The sequence below is a fragment of the Streptomyces sp. NBC_00878 genome (genome assembly GCF_026341515.1).
GTDB lineage: Bacteria > Actinomycetota > Actinomycetes > Streptomycetales > Streptomycetaceae > Streptomyces.
Genome location: NZ_JAPEOK010000001.1, coordinates 5,091,527 through 5,107,316, shown reverse-complemented (window position 1 = coordinate 5,107,316; position 15,790 = coordinate 5,091,527). Strand labels below are relative to the sequence as shown.

The window sequence follows — 15,790 nt, the reverse complement described above, 5'->3', positions numbered from 1 at the left end:
CCGTCGACGCTTCCGCTCCCGTCGCCGTCCCTGCCGGGCGGGCCGGTGCTGCGGGTGGAGCGGGCGACCAAGTCCTACCCGGGCGGAGTGACCGCCCTGGACGATGTGTCGCTGACGATCGGGCAGGGGGAACTGCTGGCCATCCTCGGGCCGTCGGGTTCGGGCAAGTCGACGCTGCTGAACATCATGGGCACCCTGGATCTGCCCTCCAGCGGCACCGTCGAGGTCGCGGGCCAGGACGTCGCGGGGCTGTCCGACCGGCGGCTGTCGGTGCTCAGGGGCCGTTGGCTGGGGTTCGTCTTCCAGCAGTTCCACCTCACCGAGGGGCTCAGCGCCGCCGAGAACGTCGCCACCGGGCTGCTGTACGCCGGGGTACCCCGCCGCCGTCGGCTGCCGCTGGCCCGCGAGGCCCTCGCCCGGGTCGGCCTGGCCCACCGCACCGGCCACGCCCCGCACCAGCTGTCCGGCGGTGAACGCCAACGCGTCGCGATCGCCCGCGCACTGGTCAACAGCCCGGCCCTCGTCCTGGCGGACGAGCCCACCGGCGCCCTGGACACCGTCAACGGGCGGGCGGTACTGGAGCTGCTGGTGAAGCTCAACCAAGAGGGAACCACCATCGCCATCATCACCCACGACCGCGACATCGCGGCCCGGTTGCCCCGCCGGGTGGAGATCCGCGACGGCCGGATCGTGGCCGACGCCCACCCGAGGACGCGAACATGAACGACGCCCGCCCCACCCCCGCGTACCGAGGGGACGATAAGACCGACACCCTCGAAGTCCCCGAAGTCCATGAAATCCCCGAAGCTCCCGGCAGGTACCGCAAAGGTGACAGGCGCGGCATTTGCCGCCGGGGCACCCGCCGCCGGGGCACCCGCCGCCGGGGCACCCGCCGACGGGGCACCGCCGTGGCGGCCACCGGGGCGGCCGCCGGCCAGCTCACGGCTTCGGTCCGGCTCTCCCCGGGCGACATCCTGCGGCTGGGCTGGATCGGCGTACGGATCCGTAAGATGCGCGCGGCACTGTCTGCCCTGGGTATCTCGATCGGCATCGCCACCATGATCGTGGTGACCGGGATTCCGGCGTCCAGTCAGAAGGCGGTGCTCGCCGAGCTGACCGCGCTCGGCACCAACATGCTCAAGGCGCAGCCGCAGCCCAACCAGGACCCGCCCGTACTGCTGCCCCCCGACGCGGCGGCCATGGCCCGCCGTATCGGGCCGGTGACCCGGGCGAGCGCCATCGCCAACACCCACACCACCGTTCAGCGCACGGACAGGTCGGATCCCAACGCCAGCGCCGGTATCAGTGTGCTCGCGGCCCAGAACAACCTGCTGGCCTCGATCAACGGCAGTGTCGCCTCCGGCCGTTTCCTCAGTGCCTCGACCGCGCGCTTCCCCACTGTCGTCCTGGGCCATCAGGCCGCCGCCTGGCTCGGCTTCGGCACGATCCGTCCGGGCGGTACCGCTCCCCAGGTCTACATCGACAACCGCTGGTTCACCGTGATCGGCATCCTGGATCCGATGCCGCTCACCTCCGACCTCGAACAGTCCGTCCTGGTCGGCTGGGACGCCGCACGCACGTACCTGGGCTTCGACGGCCATCCCACCGTGGTCTACGTCAAAGCCAGGGAAAACGCCATCGAGGACGTGCGGTCCGTCCTCCCCGCGACCGTCTACCCCCAACTGCCCGGCCTGGTCAGCATCAGCCGCCCCTCCGACGCCCTCGCCGCCAAGCGCGTCACCGAGAGCGCCTTCTCCGATCTGTTCCTCGGCCTGGCCGGTGTCGCTCTGCTGGTCGGCGGGATCGGAGTGGCCAACACCATGATCATCTCTGTGCTGGAACGCCGCCGTGAGATCGGGCTGCGCCGGGCACTGGGCGCCAACCGCGCCCAGATCCGCAGCCAGTTCCTCGTCGAAGCCGTGATCCTCTCCAGCCTCGGCGGTCTCGCGGGCGCCCTCCTCGGCACCCTCGCCACCCTCGGCTACGCCGCCTACCAGGGGTGGCCGCCCGTCATCCCGCTCACCTCCGTCACCGGAGGTATCGGCGGGGCCTTCCTCGTCGGTATCGCGGCGGGCGTCTACCCCTCCATCCGCGCCTCACGGCTCACCCCCACCGAAGCACTCGCCACAACCTGACGAACGCGGGCTGGGCTCACGGTGACTGTCCCTGCCGAAGAGCTGCGTCCGTCGACGATCGGATTCGCCGAGAAACGTCACAACAGGGCAATCCAGCAACGGCAGTTCGGACGAACCCGTGAGGCCTGCCCGCGCGGGGCCGGTTGCACGCGACACGTGTCGAACCAGGGTGAGATCCGGAGGGTGACATGGAGAATCTCTTCGCGAAACTGATGAAACGAGTGGACGCCAACGCACACCACGCGGTGGACGTCTACCGGCGTGAGATCAACGAGTACCACGTGCTGGAGCGGGACATGCGTTCTCGGGCGGAGGCGCTGGACTACACCGTGTGGTTGAGGCGCCGGACCGTTGAACTGGCGGAGCAGGAGCAGCCCCTCGACGCGGAGGATCTCGCGTTGATGGCGTCGGTGGGGGGACAGCGGGCCGAGAAGCGGCTGCCCTTGTTATCGCACAAGCGGCTGGTCGTCCTGCATACCAGCCTGATGCTGCGTGAGATCCAGGAGGCGACCGAGGCCTGCGACGGAGACGATCTCATGCGGCTGATGAGATGGTTCGGTCCGCAGGGAACGCGGGGCACTGACGCTTACATGTCCGGTTACGTGGAGAGGCAGCAGCAGGGTGTGTCCCTTGTCGGCCGCGTCCGTACGCTGACGGAAGCTCTCGTCGCCGACGATCCTGCCGCGCCGAGCCTGGCGGACAGCGTCGGCGTGCGCCTGAGCCCGCGCTATCTGGTGACCGTCCTCCGCTTCCCCGGCCGCGCCCGTCCCACGGACGCCCGGCGTGAGGAGATCACCCAGGCCCTGCTGCAGCACCGAAGAATGCCGATCATGTGGCACGCCCCCGAGGAATTGGTAGCCCTGACGCCCGGCAATTCCGGCGAGTCGGCCGATGCCATGGTGGAGGACCAGGCGCTCCGCCTGGTGCGCGATGCCGCCGAGGCCGTGGGGAGTGGGTGCGCGATCGGCACGAGTGCCGGCTGCGTCGGTGCGCTGGCCGACGCCTTCGCCCAAGCGCGGAGTGTCAGCCGGGTGGCCCCGGTCCAGGCCCGGCCACGGCAGCTGCACACCCTGGCCGATGTCTTCGTCGAACTCGGCGTCGCGCGGCTGCCGGAGGCCACCGACTGGCTGCGCGACTTCGGCAGGAGGCTCTCTCACGGGCCTGACCTCATCACCACACTGAACATGTACTACCGGAACGATATGAACCGGGCGCGTACGGCGGAGGCGCTGAACGTCCATCCTCGGACGTTGGACTACCGCCTCCAACGTGTTCAGGACCTCATCGGGATCCATCCCGCTTCCACTCACGGCATACGGGTCCTGAGCGTCGTGGTGAACCAGACACTCGCGCGGGGCTGAACGCGCACCGCTCGGTGGAGAACCAGCGGTGGACGTCGGCACGGCGACGCCGCAGGACGCGAACGCGTCCTGCGGCGTGCCTTCTGACGGTCAGGCCGGGTCGCCTGTGCCAAAGAAGTAGTGCGACACGAGCAACCGGTCGAACTGCGGAACGAAATTGCCGTACCAGCCGTAGGGCGATCCGTACGGATCGGCGTATCCACAGACCCCCATGTAGTTCACGTCGATGCAGCCCAGCACGTAGCTGTATGGATTTCCGTTGAGGAAGCTGCCGGTGTTCTGGGCTACGGTGAATTCCGACGCGATGAACTTGTCGTCGAAGTAGTTGGGGTCATTTCCTGCGAAGTCGATCAGGGCGCCCCCGAAGTCCGGTTGGTACCAGAGGCAGAACTCTCCCAGATTGCACAGTCCGTCCTTGCCGGCCATGATCCCGCGGCCTTGGTTCAGTGACGGCGCGCTGCTCTTTGCCGTGCCCAACCCGCCTGACGTGTCGGCGCTGAAGGGGGCTTCCTGCGCTGATGCGGTGGATGGGACGGTCAGCGCCAGCATCAGCCCGGCGACAATGCCGACCATTCGTAATGTGGTGGCCTTGGCTTTCTGTCTCATGGTGTCGGTGTCCCTCTCTGAAGATCGGGTTGTTGGTTTCCTGTGTTCCGGTTTCCCGTGTTCCGGTTTCCCGGTTTCCCGGTTTCCCGGTTTCCCGTGTTCCGGTGTCCGGTGTCCGGTGTCCGGTGTCTGGTGTTCCGTGGTGTTCTTTTCTTCGTACGCCCCTCGGTAGGGGCACGGGCCTCAGCGGCGAAGCACCGTTCGTGCGGCCGCTGATTCGGTCTGATTGGCTCGTCGTAGCCGTTGCAGTTTGTCGTGATGCTTTTTCACCAGCGATCGCTGGAAGGAGGACTCGACGGTGGACCAGACGCCGACGAGATTGGTCTCCCGCTTGCAGGAGACATCCGCCGTCGCGGTCGAGATCTCCGCGGCCGAGAGCGCACCCCTGAAGCGTGGGTCTCGCGTGGCCTCGAAGGGGTCGGCGTAGTGGAAGCCTCGTTTCGCCATGCAGGCGGACCACTCGCCTATGACGTCGTGCACCCGGGAGTCCTGCCGGGAACGGTTGTAGCTGTCCGTGGACAACCGCTGCGCGAGGTCGCGGTCGGTGAGCTCAGGGCTGTCTGCCCGCAGCTCTCGCTGTGCCTCCCCGACGCATCCGCCTCTCGGGACCGGCCGTCCGTTGACGGTGGCCGCACCCTCGCCGGTCAAGGCGTCGGCCTGCGCGGGGCTCCACTTGCCCGGTTCCCGTTGCGGCTGAGCCGCGGGGTCCCGGTCACCCAACCGGTAGCCCAGGTCGGCCGCCTCCTCTGCGTTCGTGAGCCCGTAGCGCCGTTCGTTCAAGGAACGCAGCCCCATGGGGGCTTTGAGTTCCTCCGGCTCGGTGGTGGCGTTGTCGAAACCGAGACGGGCCATGCACCGTTCCACGAGCTTGCTGTGGGCCTGGGAGAGGTCGTTCACCTGCCTTGGTGTCAGCAGGTAGGCGCCCAGGGGGAGGTCCAGGTCGACACTGCTGACCAGAACCGGAGTGCTCCCGCTTCGGTTCTTCTCGCCGGAAGACGCCGAGGACCCACCCGTACACCCCACTGTGGCGGCCAGGAACAGGACCGCGGCTCCCGCGATCACATTCCTGGAACGAATTGGCCGGAGCTTGCTCCTTCGGACCTTGGAATTCCGCATCTGGCTCCTCGCAGCACAATGTCGGTGTCGACCTTCCAAGTGGCGACAGCCCCGCCATGTTTTCAGCGCGGTGGAGCGGATTCCTTCGTGATGAAGCGAGAACAACCGCGCCGAGGCGAACGCCAATTTGTCACTGCGCGCAATGCGGTGCGAAGAAGCCTGGTCGTCCGCCCGGCGCGGACGGGACAGCGAGCCTCGGGCAGCGGTTTCGCCGACACACGCGGCGCTTTTCGATCAAAGGATTGGATCAAAGGGTTTGATCAAATGACTGGCAAGATGCCGTGCCACGGGCAGCTCAACGGCTGTGACGTGCAATCCCAGGGGCCGGTGATCCAATTCGCGGCCCGGTCGTGGACGTCGAAATGTCACGCGAGCGAAAAAACGGGGATGTCTGAGGTGTGGCGTGACTGATGCCGGGTAAGGGGAGTAGCCAAGTGCCAGTCTGAAAGGCGAAGTGCAGCGTCGGCAAGATGCGGGCGGGGGCCTGATCATCAGCGAGCACACGGACAACACACCGGACAGGGGCGGCGTCGAGGCTGGTCGGGCCAATGTGGAAGGCGCCGCGGGTCTACCGCGCGCCGTGCCCGTGCGGACCAGCCTCCTGACCGCGATCCAGAACGCCCGTGAGCAGCTGTCCGTACTGCTCGGGCGGGAGACGGAGTCCGTCTCCGCGCTCGCCCGCAGCAAGGACGGCTGGACGGTGAACGTCGAGGTGCTGGAGCTGGAGCGGGTCCCCGACTCGACCAGTGTGCTGGCTACGTACATCGTCCAACTGGACGCGGACGGCGACGTGATCAGTTACGCGCGCAGCCGCCGCTATCCCCGTGGTCAAGTCAACCGGCAGTAAACGTCGACGAGCAGTAAACGTCGACGAGCAGTAAACGTCGACGGGCAGTAAGCGTCAACAGGCAGTAAACGCCGACCGGCAGTAAGCGCTCACCGATCCGCGCCGCTCCGAACCCCACGGCGCAGGGACTCTGCGCCCATTCCACGCAAAGGCAGTCAGGGGGAACACATCCATGACCGTGATCACTCAAAACGCCGCACCACGAGCCCAGAAGACCGATGGCGGACTCTACGACATCCTCGAACTCATCCTCGACCGGGGGCTGGTGATCGATGTGTTCATCCGGGTCGCGGTCATCGGCATCGAGGTCCTTCGCGTCGACATACGCGTCGTGGTCGCCAGTGTCGACACCTATCTGCGCTTCGCCGAGGCCTGCAACCGCCTCGACCTGGAGCACCAGGGCAACGGCGGCCTCCCCGTTTTCGGCGACGCCCCGGCAGTCATCCAGAACGCGGGCCAGTCCGCGCTGCCCCACACGGTCGGTGCGGGCGCGCTGACCGAATCCCAGAAACTGCTCGGAGGCCAGCAGGCGGAGGCCCCGGCAGACGCCCCCATTCGCGCCACCACGCAACGGATGGACGAGAGTTGAGGGCTGAGGCATGACTGTCTACGTCTACGCCATCACCGACGCCGGGCATCCCCTGGCGGTCGACGGCGCCAGGGGGGTCGGGGAGACCCCGGCCCCGCTGCGGGTCGTCCGCGGCGGATCGGTGGCCGCCGTCATCAGTGACGCGCCGGGGAAACTGCGCGCCAAACGCCGCGATCTGATGATGCATCAGGAAGTAACGCGATCGCTCAGCGAGTCCGGGCCGGTCCTTCCGATGCGGTTCGGCATGCTCGCCGCGGACGACGAGGCCGTGCGGGACGTACTCGCCGGGCACGAAGCGGAGTTCACGGGGCAGTTGAGGGCGGTCGAGGACCGCGTCGAGTTCAACGTCAAGGTCCTGCAGGACCAGGACACCGCGCTGCTTGAGGTGCTCAGCCAGAACGACGAGGCGCGGCGGCTGAACGCGCTCACCCGGGCCGGAGAGGGAACGCACGAGGACCGTGTCGCGCTCGGCGAGATCATCAGTGCCGAGGTCGAGGCCCGGCAGTCTCAGCTCGGAGAGGAGATCCGGCGGGCCCTGCGCCCGCTGGCCTTCCGCGAGTCGGTGGGAGGTCCCAGCGGCGAGGCCTTCTTCAGCCTGAGCCTTCTCGTGGAGCGGGAGCGGGCGCAGGAGTGCGCGGCCGCCGTGCGGAAGCTCGCCGACGGCTTCGGCCACGGAGTGGAGTTCAGACTCTCCGGGCCGCTGCCGCCGTACAGTTTCGTGTGAGGCGGAGGGCTCCACATGGGATTGCTGACCGGCCTGCTCGGTGCGCCGTTCGGGCCCGTACGCGGAATCGTCTGGGCACTCGATCAGGCCCTGGCCGCGGCGGAACGCGAGTACTACGACCCCACCCCGTTTCATCGTGAACTCGCCGAGCTGGAGGGTTCACTGCTGGCCGGGGACATCGATCAGGCGGAGTTCGACAGACGGGAGGACGAACTGCTCGATCGGCTCGAACGCATCCGTCCCACCGTGAACCCACAGCGCTGGGAGGACAGCCTTGAGTGAACCGACCTTGAGCGAACCGACCCTATGGAGCGGCGCACCGCCACCGGCGCCCAGGCCGCGCGCCACCGGACAGGCGTCCTTCGGGCCCCAGCAGGGCGGATCGGCCAACCTGGCCGACATCCTGGAGCGTGTGCTGGACAAGGGCGTGGTCATCGCCGGAGACATCAAGATCAACCTGCTCGACATCGAACTGCTCACCATCAAGTTGCGGCTTCTGATCGTCTCCGTCGACACCGCTCGGGAGATGGGCATCGACTGGTGGGAGCACGACCCGTCGCTCTCCTCGCGGGCCCGTGCCGTCGGTGGGCAGGCGGAACTCGCGGACGAGAACACGCGCCTGCGCGCCGAGCTCACGGCGCTGCGCGAGCGCGCCGCGGAGAAGGGGCCATGACCGAATCGGTGTTGTACGCGTACGGAGTGCTGCTGCCGTTCGACGGCTCGGAGGAGACGGTCGGCGGCCTGCGCGGCATCGCGGGCCGCCCGGTGCGTCTGGTGGAGGCCTGCGGTCTCGCGTCGGCGGCGAGCGACGTACCCGCCGACGAGTTCACCGAGCAGGCGGTCAAGCTACGGCTGGACGACCTTGATCAGCTGGAGCGGCTGGCCCGCGAGCATCACACCGTGGTGGAGGCGCTGGCCGGCCGCACCGCGGTACTCCCGCTGCGGCTGGCCACCGTCCACATCGATGACGAGCGGCTGAAGCTGCGGCTCAGGGAGCGGCGCGTTCACTTCGCCGATCTGCTCTCGCGCCTGTCCGGGCACGTGGAGTGGGGCGTCAAGGTGTACGCGCTGGGCGGCGTCGTGCCCAGTGAGCCGTCCGGGTCCGGGGCGAGCGCCGGTACGGGTCGGGACTACCTGCGGCGGCGACGGAACGAGCGGCTCAGCCGGGAGGGCGCGTGGCAGGCCGCGGCACGGCTCGGTGAGCGCGTCGACGCCGGACTCGCCGGGCTGGCCGCCGACTCGCGCCGCCACCGCCCGCAATCCGCCCAGCTCTCCCCGGGCCCCGGCCAGAACGTCGTCAACGCCGCCTATCTGGTGCCCCGGGACCGCTCCGAGGAGTTCCGGGCGCGCGTGCGGGAACTCGGCGGCGGGGTGGAGGGAGTAAGGCTGGAGGTGACGGCCCCTGGGCGCCGTACTCCTTCGCCGCGGTGCCACAGGACGAGCCGCGGGGGCTGCTGTGAACGGGACAGGGTCGTACGAGGCGGGGCCAGGGTCGTACGAGGCGGGGACAGGGACCGGGGACATCGCGCTGGTCGACCTGCTGGACCGGTTGCTGGCCGGCGGCGTGGTCCTCACCGGCGACCTCACGCTGTGCATCGCGGATGTGGATCTGGTCCATGTCTCGTTACGCGCCCTGATCACCTCGGTGGAAGCCGCGGCGCCACCGCCGTGGCCGAGTTGAAAGGACGGGAGGAAGGGGCATGGAGAACGAAGGGCCGGTCCACGGACGACCAACGCCGTTCGCCGCACTGTCGGATTCGTCCGAGCCGGTCCAGTCCGAGCCGGTCCAGTCCGAGCCGGTCCAGTCCGAGCCGGTCCAGTCCGAGCGGGTCCAGCACGATGCCGCCCGCCGGAACGGCTCGCCTTCGCAGCGGCTGCGCCTGGACCAGGAGACCGTCGAGCGCGATCTCATCAAGCTGGTGCTGACCGTCGTGGAACTGCTGCGGCAGCTGATGGAGCGACAGGCGATCCGCAGGGTGGACCAGGGGGATCTCTCCGAGGCCGAAGAGGAGCGAGTCGGCATGACACTGATGATCCTTGACGACCGCATGACGGAACTGCGCCACCGCTACGGGCTCCGTCCCGAAGACCTCAACCTCGACCTGGGCCCACTCGGCACCCTCCTGCCGCGGGACGGAAGGATCGAGTGAAGTCACCGGGGTTGTTGGGACGGCCAGGTACCTGGTTGTGGGCGCACCGGCTCGGGGCGAGGGTGCCGGTCGGCGGCGTCCTCGGCGCTGATGTGGGGCAGCCGATGGTCGAGCCAGCGGGGCAGCCACCAGGTCGCGCGCCCCATCAGCGCCATGGCCGCGGGCACGAGCACCATGCGGACGATCGTGGCGTCGAGCACGATCGCGGTCGCCAGGCCCAGGCCCATCATCTTGACGAGCGGCGACGGGTTGGCGACGAAGCTGAGAAACACCACCGTCATGATCAGTGCGGCAGAGGTGATCACGCGGCCCGTGGCCGCCATGCCGCGTGCCACCGATTCGGTGGCGTCGCCCGTGGCGGCGTACTCCTCGCGGACGCGCGAGAGCAGGAACACCTCGTAGTCCATGGACAGGCCGAACAGGACCGCGAAGAAGATCGTCGGCATGGGCGAGGCGATCGGCAGAGGGCCCTCCAGGTTGAAGAGGCCCCCGAACCAGCCCCACTGGAAGACGGCGACCACCACGCCGTATGCCCCGCCGATGGACAACAGGTTGACCACGGCGGCCTTCAGCGGCAGGGCGACGGAGCGGAACACCACCATCAGCAGCAGGAACGACGTGGCCAGGATCGCGGCGATGAAGGCCGGCAGAGTGTCGGCGAGTTGCTCGGTGAGGTCGTCGGTCATGGCGGTCAGGCCGGATACGGCGACGTTGTCGGGGACGAGGTCACGGACGCGCTCAAGGGTCCGGGAGGTCTCGGCATCCGCGGGGGCGGTGGTGGGGAACGTGGGCAGTACGACGGTGTCTTTGGCCGCGGAGGTCTGTGGCTCGCCGACCGTGGCGATGCCGGGGTCGGCGGCGATGCGCCCGGACAGCGCGGGGACGTCCTCGGCGTCGGCACCGGGGCGGGTCAGGTCGACGACGATCAGCAGGGGGGCGTTGAAGCCCGGACCGAAGCCCTCGGCCAGCAGGTCGTAGGCGCGGCGGTGGGTGAAGCTCGTGGAATCGTCGCCGGCGTCGGGGAAGCCGGTCTCCATACGCAGCGCGGGGGCGGCCAGCGCGAGCAGGACCGCTGACGCGGCGAGCAGGTAGCGCCACGGGCGTCCGGACACCCGGTGGGCGAAGCGCCACCACGCCGAGTCCTCGGCCTTCTTCACAGGGCGCTCGCGGTCCAGGCGGCGTCCTTCGCGGACACGGCGCCCTTTGCCTACACGGCGCCCCTTGCGGACACGGCGTCCTTCGTGGACGCGGTCGCCCAGCAACGACAGCAGGGCGGGCAGCAACGTCAGGGCGGTCGCCACGGAGAAGAGCACGACCAGGGCGGTGCTCAGGCCGATCGACGTCAGGAAGCCCAGGCCGGTCAGCGCGAGAGCGGACATCGCCACGATGACGGTGCCGCCGGCGAACAGGACGGCCGCGCCCGATGACGCCATGGCGTTCGACAGGGCGGTGGCGTTGTCCTGGCCGGCCGCGCGGTTCTCGCGGTGGCGGGCCACGATGAACAGGGCGTAGTCGATGCCGACGCCCAGGCCGATCATCGCGCCGATCGTGGGTGCGGCGGTGGAGACGTCCATCGCGTTGGCCAGCAGCGTGATGCTGCCCAGGCCGGCGGCGACGGCCACCAGGGCGAGCGCGATCGGGACCAGCGCGGCCACGATCGTGCCGAACACCACCACCAGGATGACGAGTGCGATCAGCAGGCCGACCGCCTCCGCACCCGACGTCTGAGTCTCGGCGTTGATGAAGACGGCGTCACCGCCCAGCTCGGCGACGACGCCGTCCCCGCGCGCGGGTTCGATCGCGTCGGCCAGCGCAGCGGTCTCCTTGGGGTGCACGTTCATCGTGGGCACGTCGAACGTGATCCGGGCGAAGCCGATACGTCCGTCGGACGAGAGCGCGTCCGTGGTGAAGGGATCGGCTGCCGTTGCGACGTGCTCCACGTCGGCGATCCGGGCGACGGCGGCTTCGACAGCAGGCCGGTGGCGCTCCAGCCGTTCCCCTTCCGGCACGGCGAAGACCGCCATGGCCGTGCCGACCGACGCTTCAGGGAAGCGCTCTTCGAGCAGTTCCATCGCCTCCTCGCTCTGGCTGCCGGGAGCGACCAGGTCGTCGACGAACGAGCCGCCGACCGTGCCGGCCAGGGGCAGCACGAGGAGGAGGGCAACCGCCCAGGTGGCGATGGTGACCCATGGCCGGCGTGCGCTCGCCCTGCCGATACGACGGGTGAATCGGTTCATGGCTGTGTGGGCTCCCCGTGAGATGGCCGCCGTCCGCCGCCGGTCCGTGGCGCCCCGGAGGCAGGATTCGTGAGCGGTTCCATCGTGGGTTCCGGCGCCGGTGCTGTCCCCCGCCGCCGGACGGGTTCGGGGCTCCGGCGCGGGAGGGGGAGAACGCGGCGGCATCTCCCGCTGACGGGGGAGGGCGGGATCCGCCCACAGGCGGGTGACCGCGTCTTCGACCTGGACCTACGATGGCGTGCCCGGTGCACCCTGATGACCAACGCCAGATGGCCGGAAGCCTTGTGACGGAGCGATGATGAACCGCACGGCGCTGCCTTCGGAGAAGCTGGTCCGCGACGTGCCGGGCAGGTTCCGCGGGCCCTTCGCCCGGTGGCCGCGGAGCGCGGACGCCGTCCTGGCTGCCGCCATGCTTGTGGCCACGGTGTTCCTGGAGGAAGGACCCGGCGACGCGGTCGGCGTTCGCCCGATCACCGAGGTGCCCGTCCCGGTCCTGCTGCTGTTCGCGGTGGCCGGCGGGGCGCTCTACCGGCGTCGCCGCGAACCCCTCGCGGTCGTGTTCGTGGCCCTCGCCGCCTGGGCGCCGACGCTGGCGAGCAACTACTCCAACGCGGGCGGGTACGTGATCGTGGCGCTGTACAGCGTCGGGCGATACACCGCGGACACCCGGCGGAGCAGCCTCGCCACCGCCGCGGCCATCGTCGGCGCCATGGCCGCGCTCGTGATCGACGGCCTGCTGCACTCCTCCCCCTGGGGGGACGTCGGCTTCGGCGCCGTGGTCATGTGCGTGGCCTGGTACGTCGGCCGGCGTCTGCGGCTGCGTGCGGAGCGCCGCGCCCGACGCGGCCAGGAGCAGGCCGCCGAGGCGCGCCGGATCGTCGCCGAGGAGCGCACCCACATCGCCCGCGAACTGCACGACGTGGTCGCCCACCGGGTGAGCATGATGACGGTGCAGGCGGGTGCCGCCCGGATGGTGGCCGCCCACGATCCTCAGGAGGCCATCGAAGCGATGGCCGCTGTCGAGAAGGCCGGGCGCCAGGCGCTGGACGAACTGCGTCACCTGCTGGGAGTACTGCGGCCGGACGACGGCCGCGACGGGCTGGGCCCCCAGCCCCGGCTGGCCGACCTTCACCAACTCGTCGAGCAGGTCCGCGAGGCGGGTCTGGACGTCTCGGTCACCGGCGGTGTCCACGGTGCGCTCCCGGCCCGCGTGGAGCTGTCGGCGTACCGCATCGTCCAGGAGGCACTGACCAACGTGCTCAAGCACAGCGGACCGCGGACCCGTACCGAGGTGCGCCTGAGCTGCGAGAGTGGCGGCCTCACCATCGAGGTGCTCGACGACGGCCGCGGAGCCGCCGTCCCGTCGGTGTCGGCCGGAGCCAACGGCGGTGTGCCCGGCCATGGGATCGTGGGCATGCGGGAGAGAGCGCTCCTCCTCGGGGGCAGCCTCGATGCGGGGCCGCGTCCCGGTGGCGGATTCCGGCTGGCCGCCCAGCTGCCCACTGGAGGAGAGCCCGCGTGACTATCCGTGTCGTCGTCGTGGATGACCAGGCGCTGGTCCGCCGGGGTTTCGTCATGATTCTGCGGGTCCATGACGACATCGAGGTCATGGCCGAGGCCGGAACCGGACTCGAGGCCGTGGACGCGGCACGTACGCATCGTCCGGACGTGGTCCTCATGGACATCCGCATGCCCGGCATGGACGGCATCGAGGCCACCTCCCGGATCCTGCGGGAGGCGGACTGGGATGTGCGCGTGCTGATCCTGACCACGTTCGATCCGGACGAGTACGTGTACAAGGCGCTGCGTGCCGGTGCCAGTGCCTTCGTGCTCAAGGACATTCCTCCCGAGCAACTCGCCACTGCCGTGCGCACCGTGGCCGAGGGCGGGGCGCTGCTGGCACCGTCGATCACCCGGCGCCTCATCGGCCAGTTCGCGGAGCGACGTGTCGTCAACACCACCGTGGCGGGCCGCCTGGAGCGACTCACCGACCGCGAACGCGAGATCGTGGGCGCCGTCGCGCGAGGCGCGAGCAACTCGGAGATCGCCGCCCAGCTCTTCATCGGGCCCGCCACCGTCAAATCGCACGTGTCGAGCATTCTCAACAAACTCGGCCTGCGTGACCGAATCCAGATCGTGATCTTCGCCTACGAGAGCGGAGTCGTCGAGGCCGGCGACCACGACATCGGTCACTGAGACAACCGAGGCGGGTCGGGAAGCGGCAGATCCTGGGTGTCGGTCAGCCTGGGACCCAAAAAATACCAAAAGCCTCGCGCACCAGTACGTCTCGACCGCGTCTCCACCGCGGACGGTGACGCTCTGGGTGTGCCGGCCGGGAGGAGCCCGGCCGTCCCTCAGCTGGCACGGAGGCGGCATGACACGGGTGGATCCGGCAGCGTTCCGGGGATTCTTCGGTTCGATACCCACGGCCGTGGCGGTGGTGACCACGGCGGATGCCGACGGGAGGCCCCAGGGCTTCACCTGCAACGCGTTCTCGGCGGTCTCTCCGGACCCGCCCCTGCTGCTGGTGTGCGCGGACCGAGGCTCGCGCACCCTGCCGTCCCTGCTGCTGCGGCGCGCGTTCGCGGTGCATCTGCTCGCGGACGACGGTGAGCCGACGGCACGGGCGTTCGCCGGCCGGGCACAGGACAAGTTCGAGGGCCTGCGGTGGCTGCCGGGGGCCGCGGTGCCCGGGGTGCCGATCCTCGACCAGGGGGTGCTGGCACACGCCGAGTGCTCCCTGCTGCGCGCCGTGGAGGTGGCGGACCACACGCTGCTCATCGGGCGGATGGAGACGGCGCGCGTGCGCCCCCGCCGGCCCGTGCTGTACCAGCGGGGGTCCTTCCGCGCCTGGGGCGGCCTCGCCGAGGAGGTCGTTCAGGCTTGACAGACCGGGCGTCCTCCGTGGAATTCCACCATCTCGGCGAAGAGTGCGGGCATGTCGGCGGGATCACCGACGGCCTGGCCCCGTTCCTCGGCATACGCCCGGTGCAGGTTGGGCACCAGCCGTTCCGCGTCGACCCACTCCCCGTACGGACCGAGGTCCGCGGCCCGAGCGGCCTGGAGCGGAGTGATTCCGGCCGCCGTGCCCTCGCGGGCGAGACGCCGGACGAGCTGGAGATATCCCTCCGCGGCATCGAGGACCTCAGGGCCGCGGACCGGGCCGTGGCCCGGTATCACGGTGTGGGCACCGAGGGACCGCAGCACGGCGAGGGCACGCAGGGAACCGGCCACCGAGCCCATGGGACAGAAGGGCGTCACCCCGGACATCACCAGGTCTCCGGTGAACAGGACCCGCTCCCGGGGGAGCCAGACCACGGTGTCGTTCGTGGTGTGGGCGGGGCCCGGATGCAGCAGTTCCGCCGTGGTCCCGCCGATGTGCAGGGTCATGCGGTCCCGGTAGGTGATGTCGGGAAGGACGACCTCGACGGCGCCCCACGACACCTCGGGCCACAGGCCCGTCAGATGGAGGCCGACCGTGGCCATCTCCTCGCGCGTGCGCTCATGCCCCACGACGACGGCCTCGGGGAAGACGAAGTTGCCGAAGGTGTGGTCGCCGTGCGCGTGGGTGTTGACCACCACGCGGGGCGGAGCCTGCGCCGCGGCGAGCACAGCGCCGCGCAGCGCCCGGGTGCGGGCCTCGGTGGCGGCGGTGTCCACCAGGGCCGCATGCCGGCCCGAGACGATCAACCCGGCGTTGTTGAGGCACCAGCCGCCGTCCGGCTGTACATACGCGAAGACGCCGTCGGCGACCTCGTCGAGCCGCGGTTCCACTCCTGCGTGTTCCACAGTCATACGGATTTCCTCCTGGGCATCGTGGGTCTCGCGCATCGTCGGCTCCGGGGATGGAGGCCGACTTGAGCGCCGCCGACGGGCCGTCGCCCAGCGGAGTGTGAACAACTCACGTCCCGCTGTGCGGAGTTCACGCGCCAACTCGTGTCGTACGCCCTGGGAATCAAGCGGCACGGAGTGTCAGGATCCGACTGCGCTTCGCCACAAGACGATCGCAGAACGGAGAAAAACCT

The 15,790-nt window shown here is 69.5% G+C and carries 17 protein-coding genes and 1 pseudogene; 14 read left to right on the top strand and 4 right to left on the bottom strand.

The annotated features are described in order from the left end of the window. Window positions 1–30: 30 nt before the first annotated feature. From OHA11_RS21750 to OHA11_RS21740, 3 genes are all read left to right on the top strand, one after another. Window positions 31–723, top strand: a complete 693-nt coding sequence (locus OHA11_RS21750) for an ABC transporter ATP-binding protein (protein ID WP_266507353.1) — start codon at window positions 31–33, stop codon at window positions 721–723. A gap of 287 nt (window positions 724–1,010) precedes the next feature. After that, window positions 1,011–2,135 carry an ABC transporter permease gene (locus OHA11_RS21745; RefSeq protein WP_266507352.1) on the top strand — a complete coding sequence of 375 codons (1,125 nt, stop codon included), beginning with the start codon at window positions 1,011–1,013 and terminating at the stop codon, window positions 2,133–2,135. A 188-nt stretch (window positions 2,136–2,323) separates the two neighbouring features. Further along, window positions 2,324–3,496, top strand: coding sequence for a CdaR family transcriptional regulator (locus OHA11_RS21740; protein ID WP_266498810.1), 1,173 nt, complete (start codon window positions 2,324–2,326; stop codon window positions 3,494–3,496). A gap of 90 nt (window positions 3,497–3,586) precedes the next feature. Here the strand turns inward: OHA11_RS21740 and OHA11_RS21735 are convergent, their stop codons facing one another. Together OHA11_RS21735 and OHA11_RS21730 are read right to left on the bottom strand one after the other, a co-directional pair. Next, window positions 3,587–4,102, bottom strand: a complete 516-nt coding sequence (locus OHA11_RS21735) for a peptidase inhibitor family I36 protein (RefSeq protein WP_266498808.1) — start codon at window positions 4,100–4,102, stop codon at window positions 3,587–3,589. 183 nt (window positions 4,103–4,285) lie between these two features. After that, entirely contained in the window at window positions 4,286–5,218 is a 933-nt protein-coding gene (locus OHA11_RS21730) for a hypothetical protein (RefSeq protein ID WP_266498807.1), read from the bottom strand. Between the two features lie 454 nt (window positions 5,219–5,672). On the opposite strand from OHA11_RS21730, the gene OHA11_RS21725 reads away from it, so the two are divergent. The 8 genes and pseudogenes from OHA11_RS21725 to OHA11_RS21690 all read left to right on the top strand — a co-directional run bounded on the left by OHA11_RS21725 (window position 5,673) and on the right by OHA11_RS21690 (window position 9,528). Next, complete coding sequence (locus OHA11_RS21725; protein ID WP_266498805.1) at window positions 5,673–6,065, top strand: gas vesicle protein; 393 nt, start codon at window positions 5,673–5,675, stop codon at window positions 6,063–6,065. A gap of 172 nt (window positions 6,066–6,237) precedes the next feature. Beyond that, window positions 6,238–6,654, top strand: a complete 417-nt coding sequence (gvpJ, locus tag OHA11_RS21720) for a gas vesicle protein GvpJ (RefSeq protein ID WP_266498802.1) — start codon at window positions 6,238–6,240, stop codon at window positions 6,652–6,654. A gap of 10 nt (window positions 6,655–6,664) precedes the next feature. Then, the gene (locus OHA11_RS21715) at window positions 6,665–7,378 is read left to right on the top strand and encodes a GvpL/GvpF family gas vesicle protein (RefSeq protein WP_266498799.1); all 714 of its coding nucleotides are present in this window, start codon (window positions 6,665–6,667) and stop codon (window positions 7,376–7,378) included. A gap of 15 nt (window positions 7,379–7,393) precedes the next feature. Further along, on the top strand, window positions 7,394–7,660 hold the full coding sequence (locus OHA11_RS21710) for a gas vesicle protein GvpG (protein ID WP_266498797.1): 267 nt from the start codon (window positions 7,394–7,396) through the stop codon (window positions 7,658–7,660). A 109-nt stretch (window positions 7,661–7,769) separates the two neighbouring features. Next, window positions 7,770–8,051 (top strand): gas vesicle protein, encoded by a 282-nt coding sequence (locus OHA11_RS21705; protein ID WP_266507351.1) that lies wholly within the window; start codon window positions 7,770–7,772, stop codon window positions 8,049–8,051. Beyond that, window positions 8,048–8,722: pseudogene (locus tag OHA11_RS48550) on the top strand (GvpL/GvpF family gas vesicle protein); the annotation flags it as partial. The gene OHA11_RS21705 and the pseudogene OHA11_RS48550, both read left to right, overlap by 4 nt. Before the next feature lie 178 nt (window positions 8,723–8,900). Continuing rightward, on the top strand, window positions 8,901–9,059 hold the full coding sequence (locus OHA11_RS21695; protein ID WP_266507350.1) for a gas vesicle protein: 159 nt from the start codon (window positions 8,901–8,903) through the stop codon (window positions 9,057–9,059). A 193-nt stretch (window positions 9,060–9,252) separates the two neighbouring features. Next, the gene (locus tag OHA11_RS21690) at window positions 9,253–9,528 is read left to right on the top strand and encodes a gas vesicle protein K (RefSeq protein WP_266507349.1); all 276 of its coding nucleotides are present in this window, start codon (window positions 9,253–9,255) and stop codon (window positions 9,526–9,528) included. 2 nt (window positions 9,529–9,530) lie between these two features. Here OHA11_RS21690 and OHA11_RS21685 read toward each other — a convergent pair whose 3' ends face one another. After that, window positions 9,531–11,765: an MMPL family transporter gene (locus OHA11_RS21685; RefSeq protein WP_266498794.1), complete on the bottom strand. Its 2,235-nt coding sequence runs from the start codon at window positions 11,763–11,765 to the stop codon at window positions 9,531–9,533. Window positions 11,766–12,060: 295 nt separating this feature from the next. Here OHA11_RS21685 and OHA11_RS21680 point away from each other — a divergent pair, with 295 nt between their 5' ends. The 3 genes from OHA11_RS21680 (at window position 12,061) to OHA11_RS21670 (ending at window position 14,652) form a co-directional block, all read left to right on the top strand. Then, window positions 12,061–13,287, top strand: a complete 1,227-nt coding sequence (locus OHA11_RS21680; protein ID WP_266498791.1) for a sensor histidine kinase — start codon at window positions 12,061–12,063, stop codon at window positions 13,285–13,287. Then, entirely contained in the window at window positions 13,284–13,961 is a 678-nt protein-coding gene (locus OHA11_RS21675) for a response regulator transcription factor (RefSeq protein ID WP_266498789.1), read from the top strand. Before OHA11_RS21680 ends, OHA11_RS21675 begins: the two co-directional genes overlap by 4 nt. A gap of 178 nt (window positions 13,962–14,139) precedes the next feature. Then, a complete protein-coding gene (locus tag OHA11_RS21670; RefSeq protein WP_266498788.1) occupies window positions 14,140–14,652 on the top strand; it encodes a flavin reductase family protein in 513 nt (170 codons plus the stop codon). Here OHA11_RS21670 and OHA11_RS21665 read toward each other — a convergent pair. Further along, window positions 14,643–15,560, bottom strand: a complete 918-nt coding sequence (locus tag OHA11_RS21665; RefSeq protein WP_266498786.1) for an MBL fold metallo-hydrolase — start codon at window positions 15,558–15,560, stop codon at window positions 14,643–14,645. The two genes, OHA11_RS21670 and OHA11_RS21665, sit on opposite strands and share 10 nt — an antisense overlap. Window positions 15,561–15,790: the final 230 nt, after the last annotated feature.

What these genes read in the sequence shown, in the direction of transcription:
- gvpJ (WP_266498802.1), top strand. Translation starts at nt 6,238, where the DNA reads ATGACCGTGATCACTCAAAACGCCGCACCACGAGCCCAGAAGACCGAT.
- OHA11_RS21730 (WP_266498807.1), bottom strand. Translation starts at nt 5,218, where the DNA reads ATGCGGAATTCCAAGGTCCGAAGGAGCAAGCTCCGGCCAATTCGTTCC.
- OHA11_RS21740 (WP_266498810.1), top strand. Translation starts at nt 2,324, where the DNA reads ATGGAGAATCTCTTCGCGAAACTGATGAAACGAGTGGACGCCAACGCA.
- OHA11_RS21715 (WP_266498799.1), top strand. Translation starts at nt 6,665, where the DNA reads ATGACTGTCTACGTCTACGCCATCACCGACGCCGGGCATCCCCTGGCG.
- OHA11_RS21665 (WP_266498786.1), bottom strand. Translation starts at nt 15,560, where the DNA reads ATGACTGTGGAACACGCAGGAGTGGAACCGCGGCTCGACGAGGTCGCC.
- OHA11_RS21745 (WP_266507352.1), top strand. Translation starts at nt 1,011, where the DNA reads ATGCGCGCGGCACTGTCTGCCCTGGGTATCTCGATCGGCATCGCCACC.
- OHA11_RS21680 (WP_266498791.1), top strand. Translation starts at nt 12,061, where the DNA reads ATGATGAACCGCACGGCGCTGCCTTCGGAGAAGCTGGTCCGCGACGTG.
- OHA11_RS21735 (WP_266498808.1), bottom strand. Translation starts at nt 4,102, where the DNA reads ATGAGACAGAAAGCCAAGGCCACCACATTACGAATGGTCGGCATTGTC.
- OHA11_RS21670 (WP_266498788.1), top strand. Translation starts at nt 14,140, where the DNA reads ATGACACGGGTGGATCCGGCAGCGTTCCGGGGATTCTTCGGTTCGATA.
- OHA11_RS21685 (WP_266498794.1), bottom strand. Translation starts at nt 11,765, where the DNA reads ATGAACCGATTCACCCGTCGTATCGGCAGGGCGAGCGCACGCCGGCCA.
- OHA11_RS21710 (WP_266498797.1), top strand. Translation starts at nt 7,394, where the DNA reads ATGGGATTGCTGACCGGCCTGCTCGGTGCGCCGTTCGGGCCCGTACGC.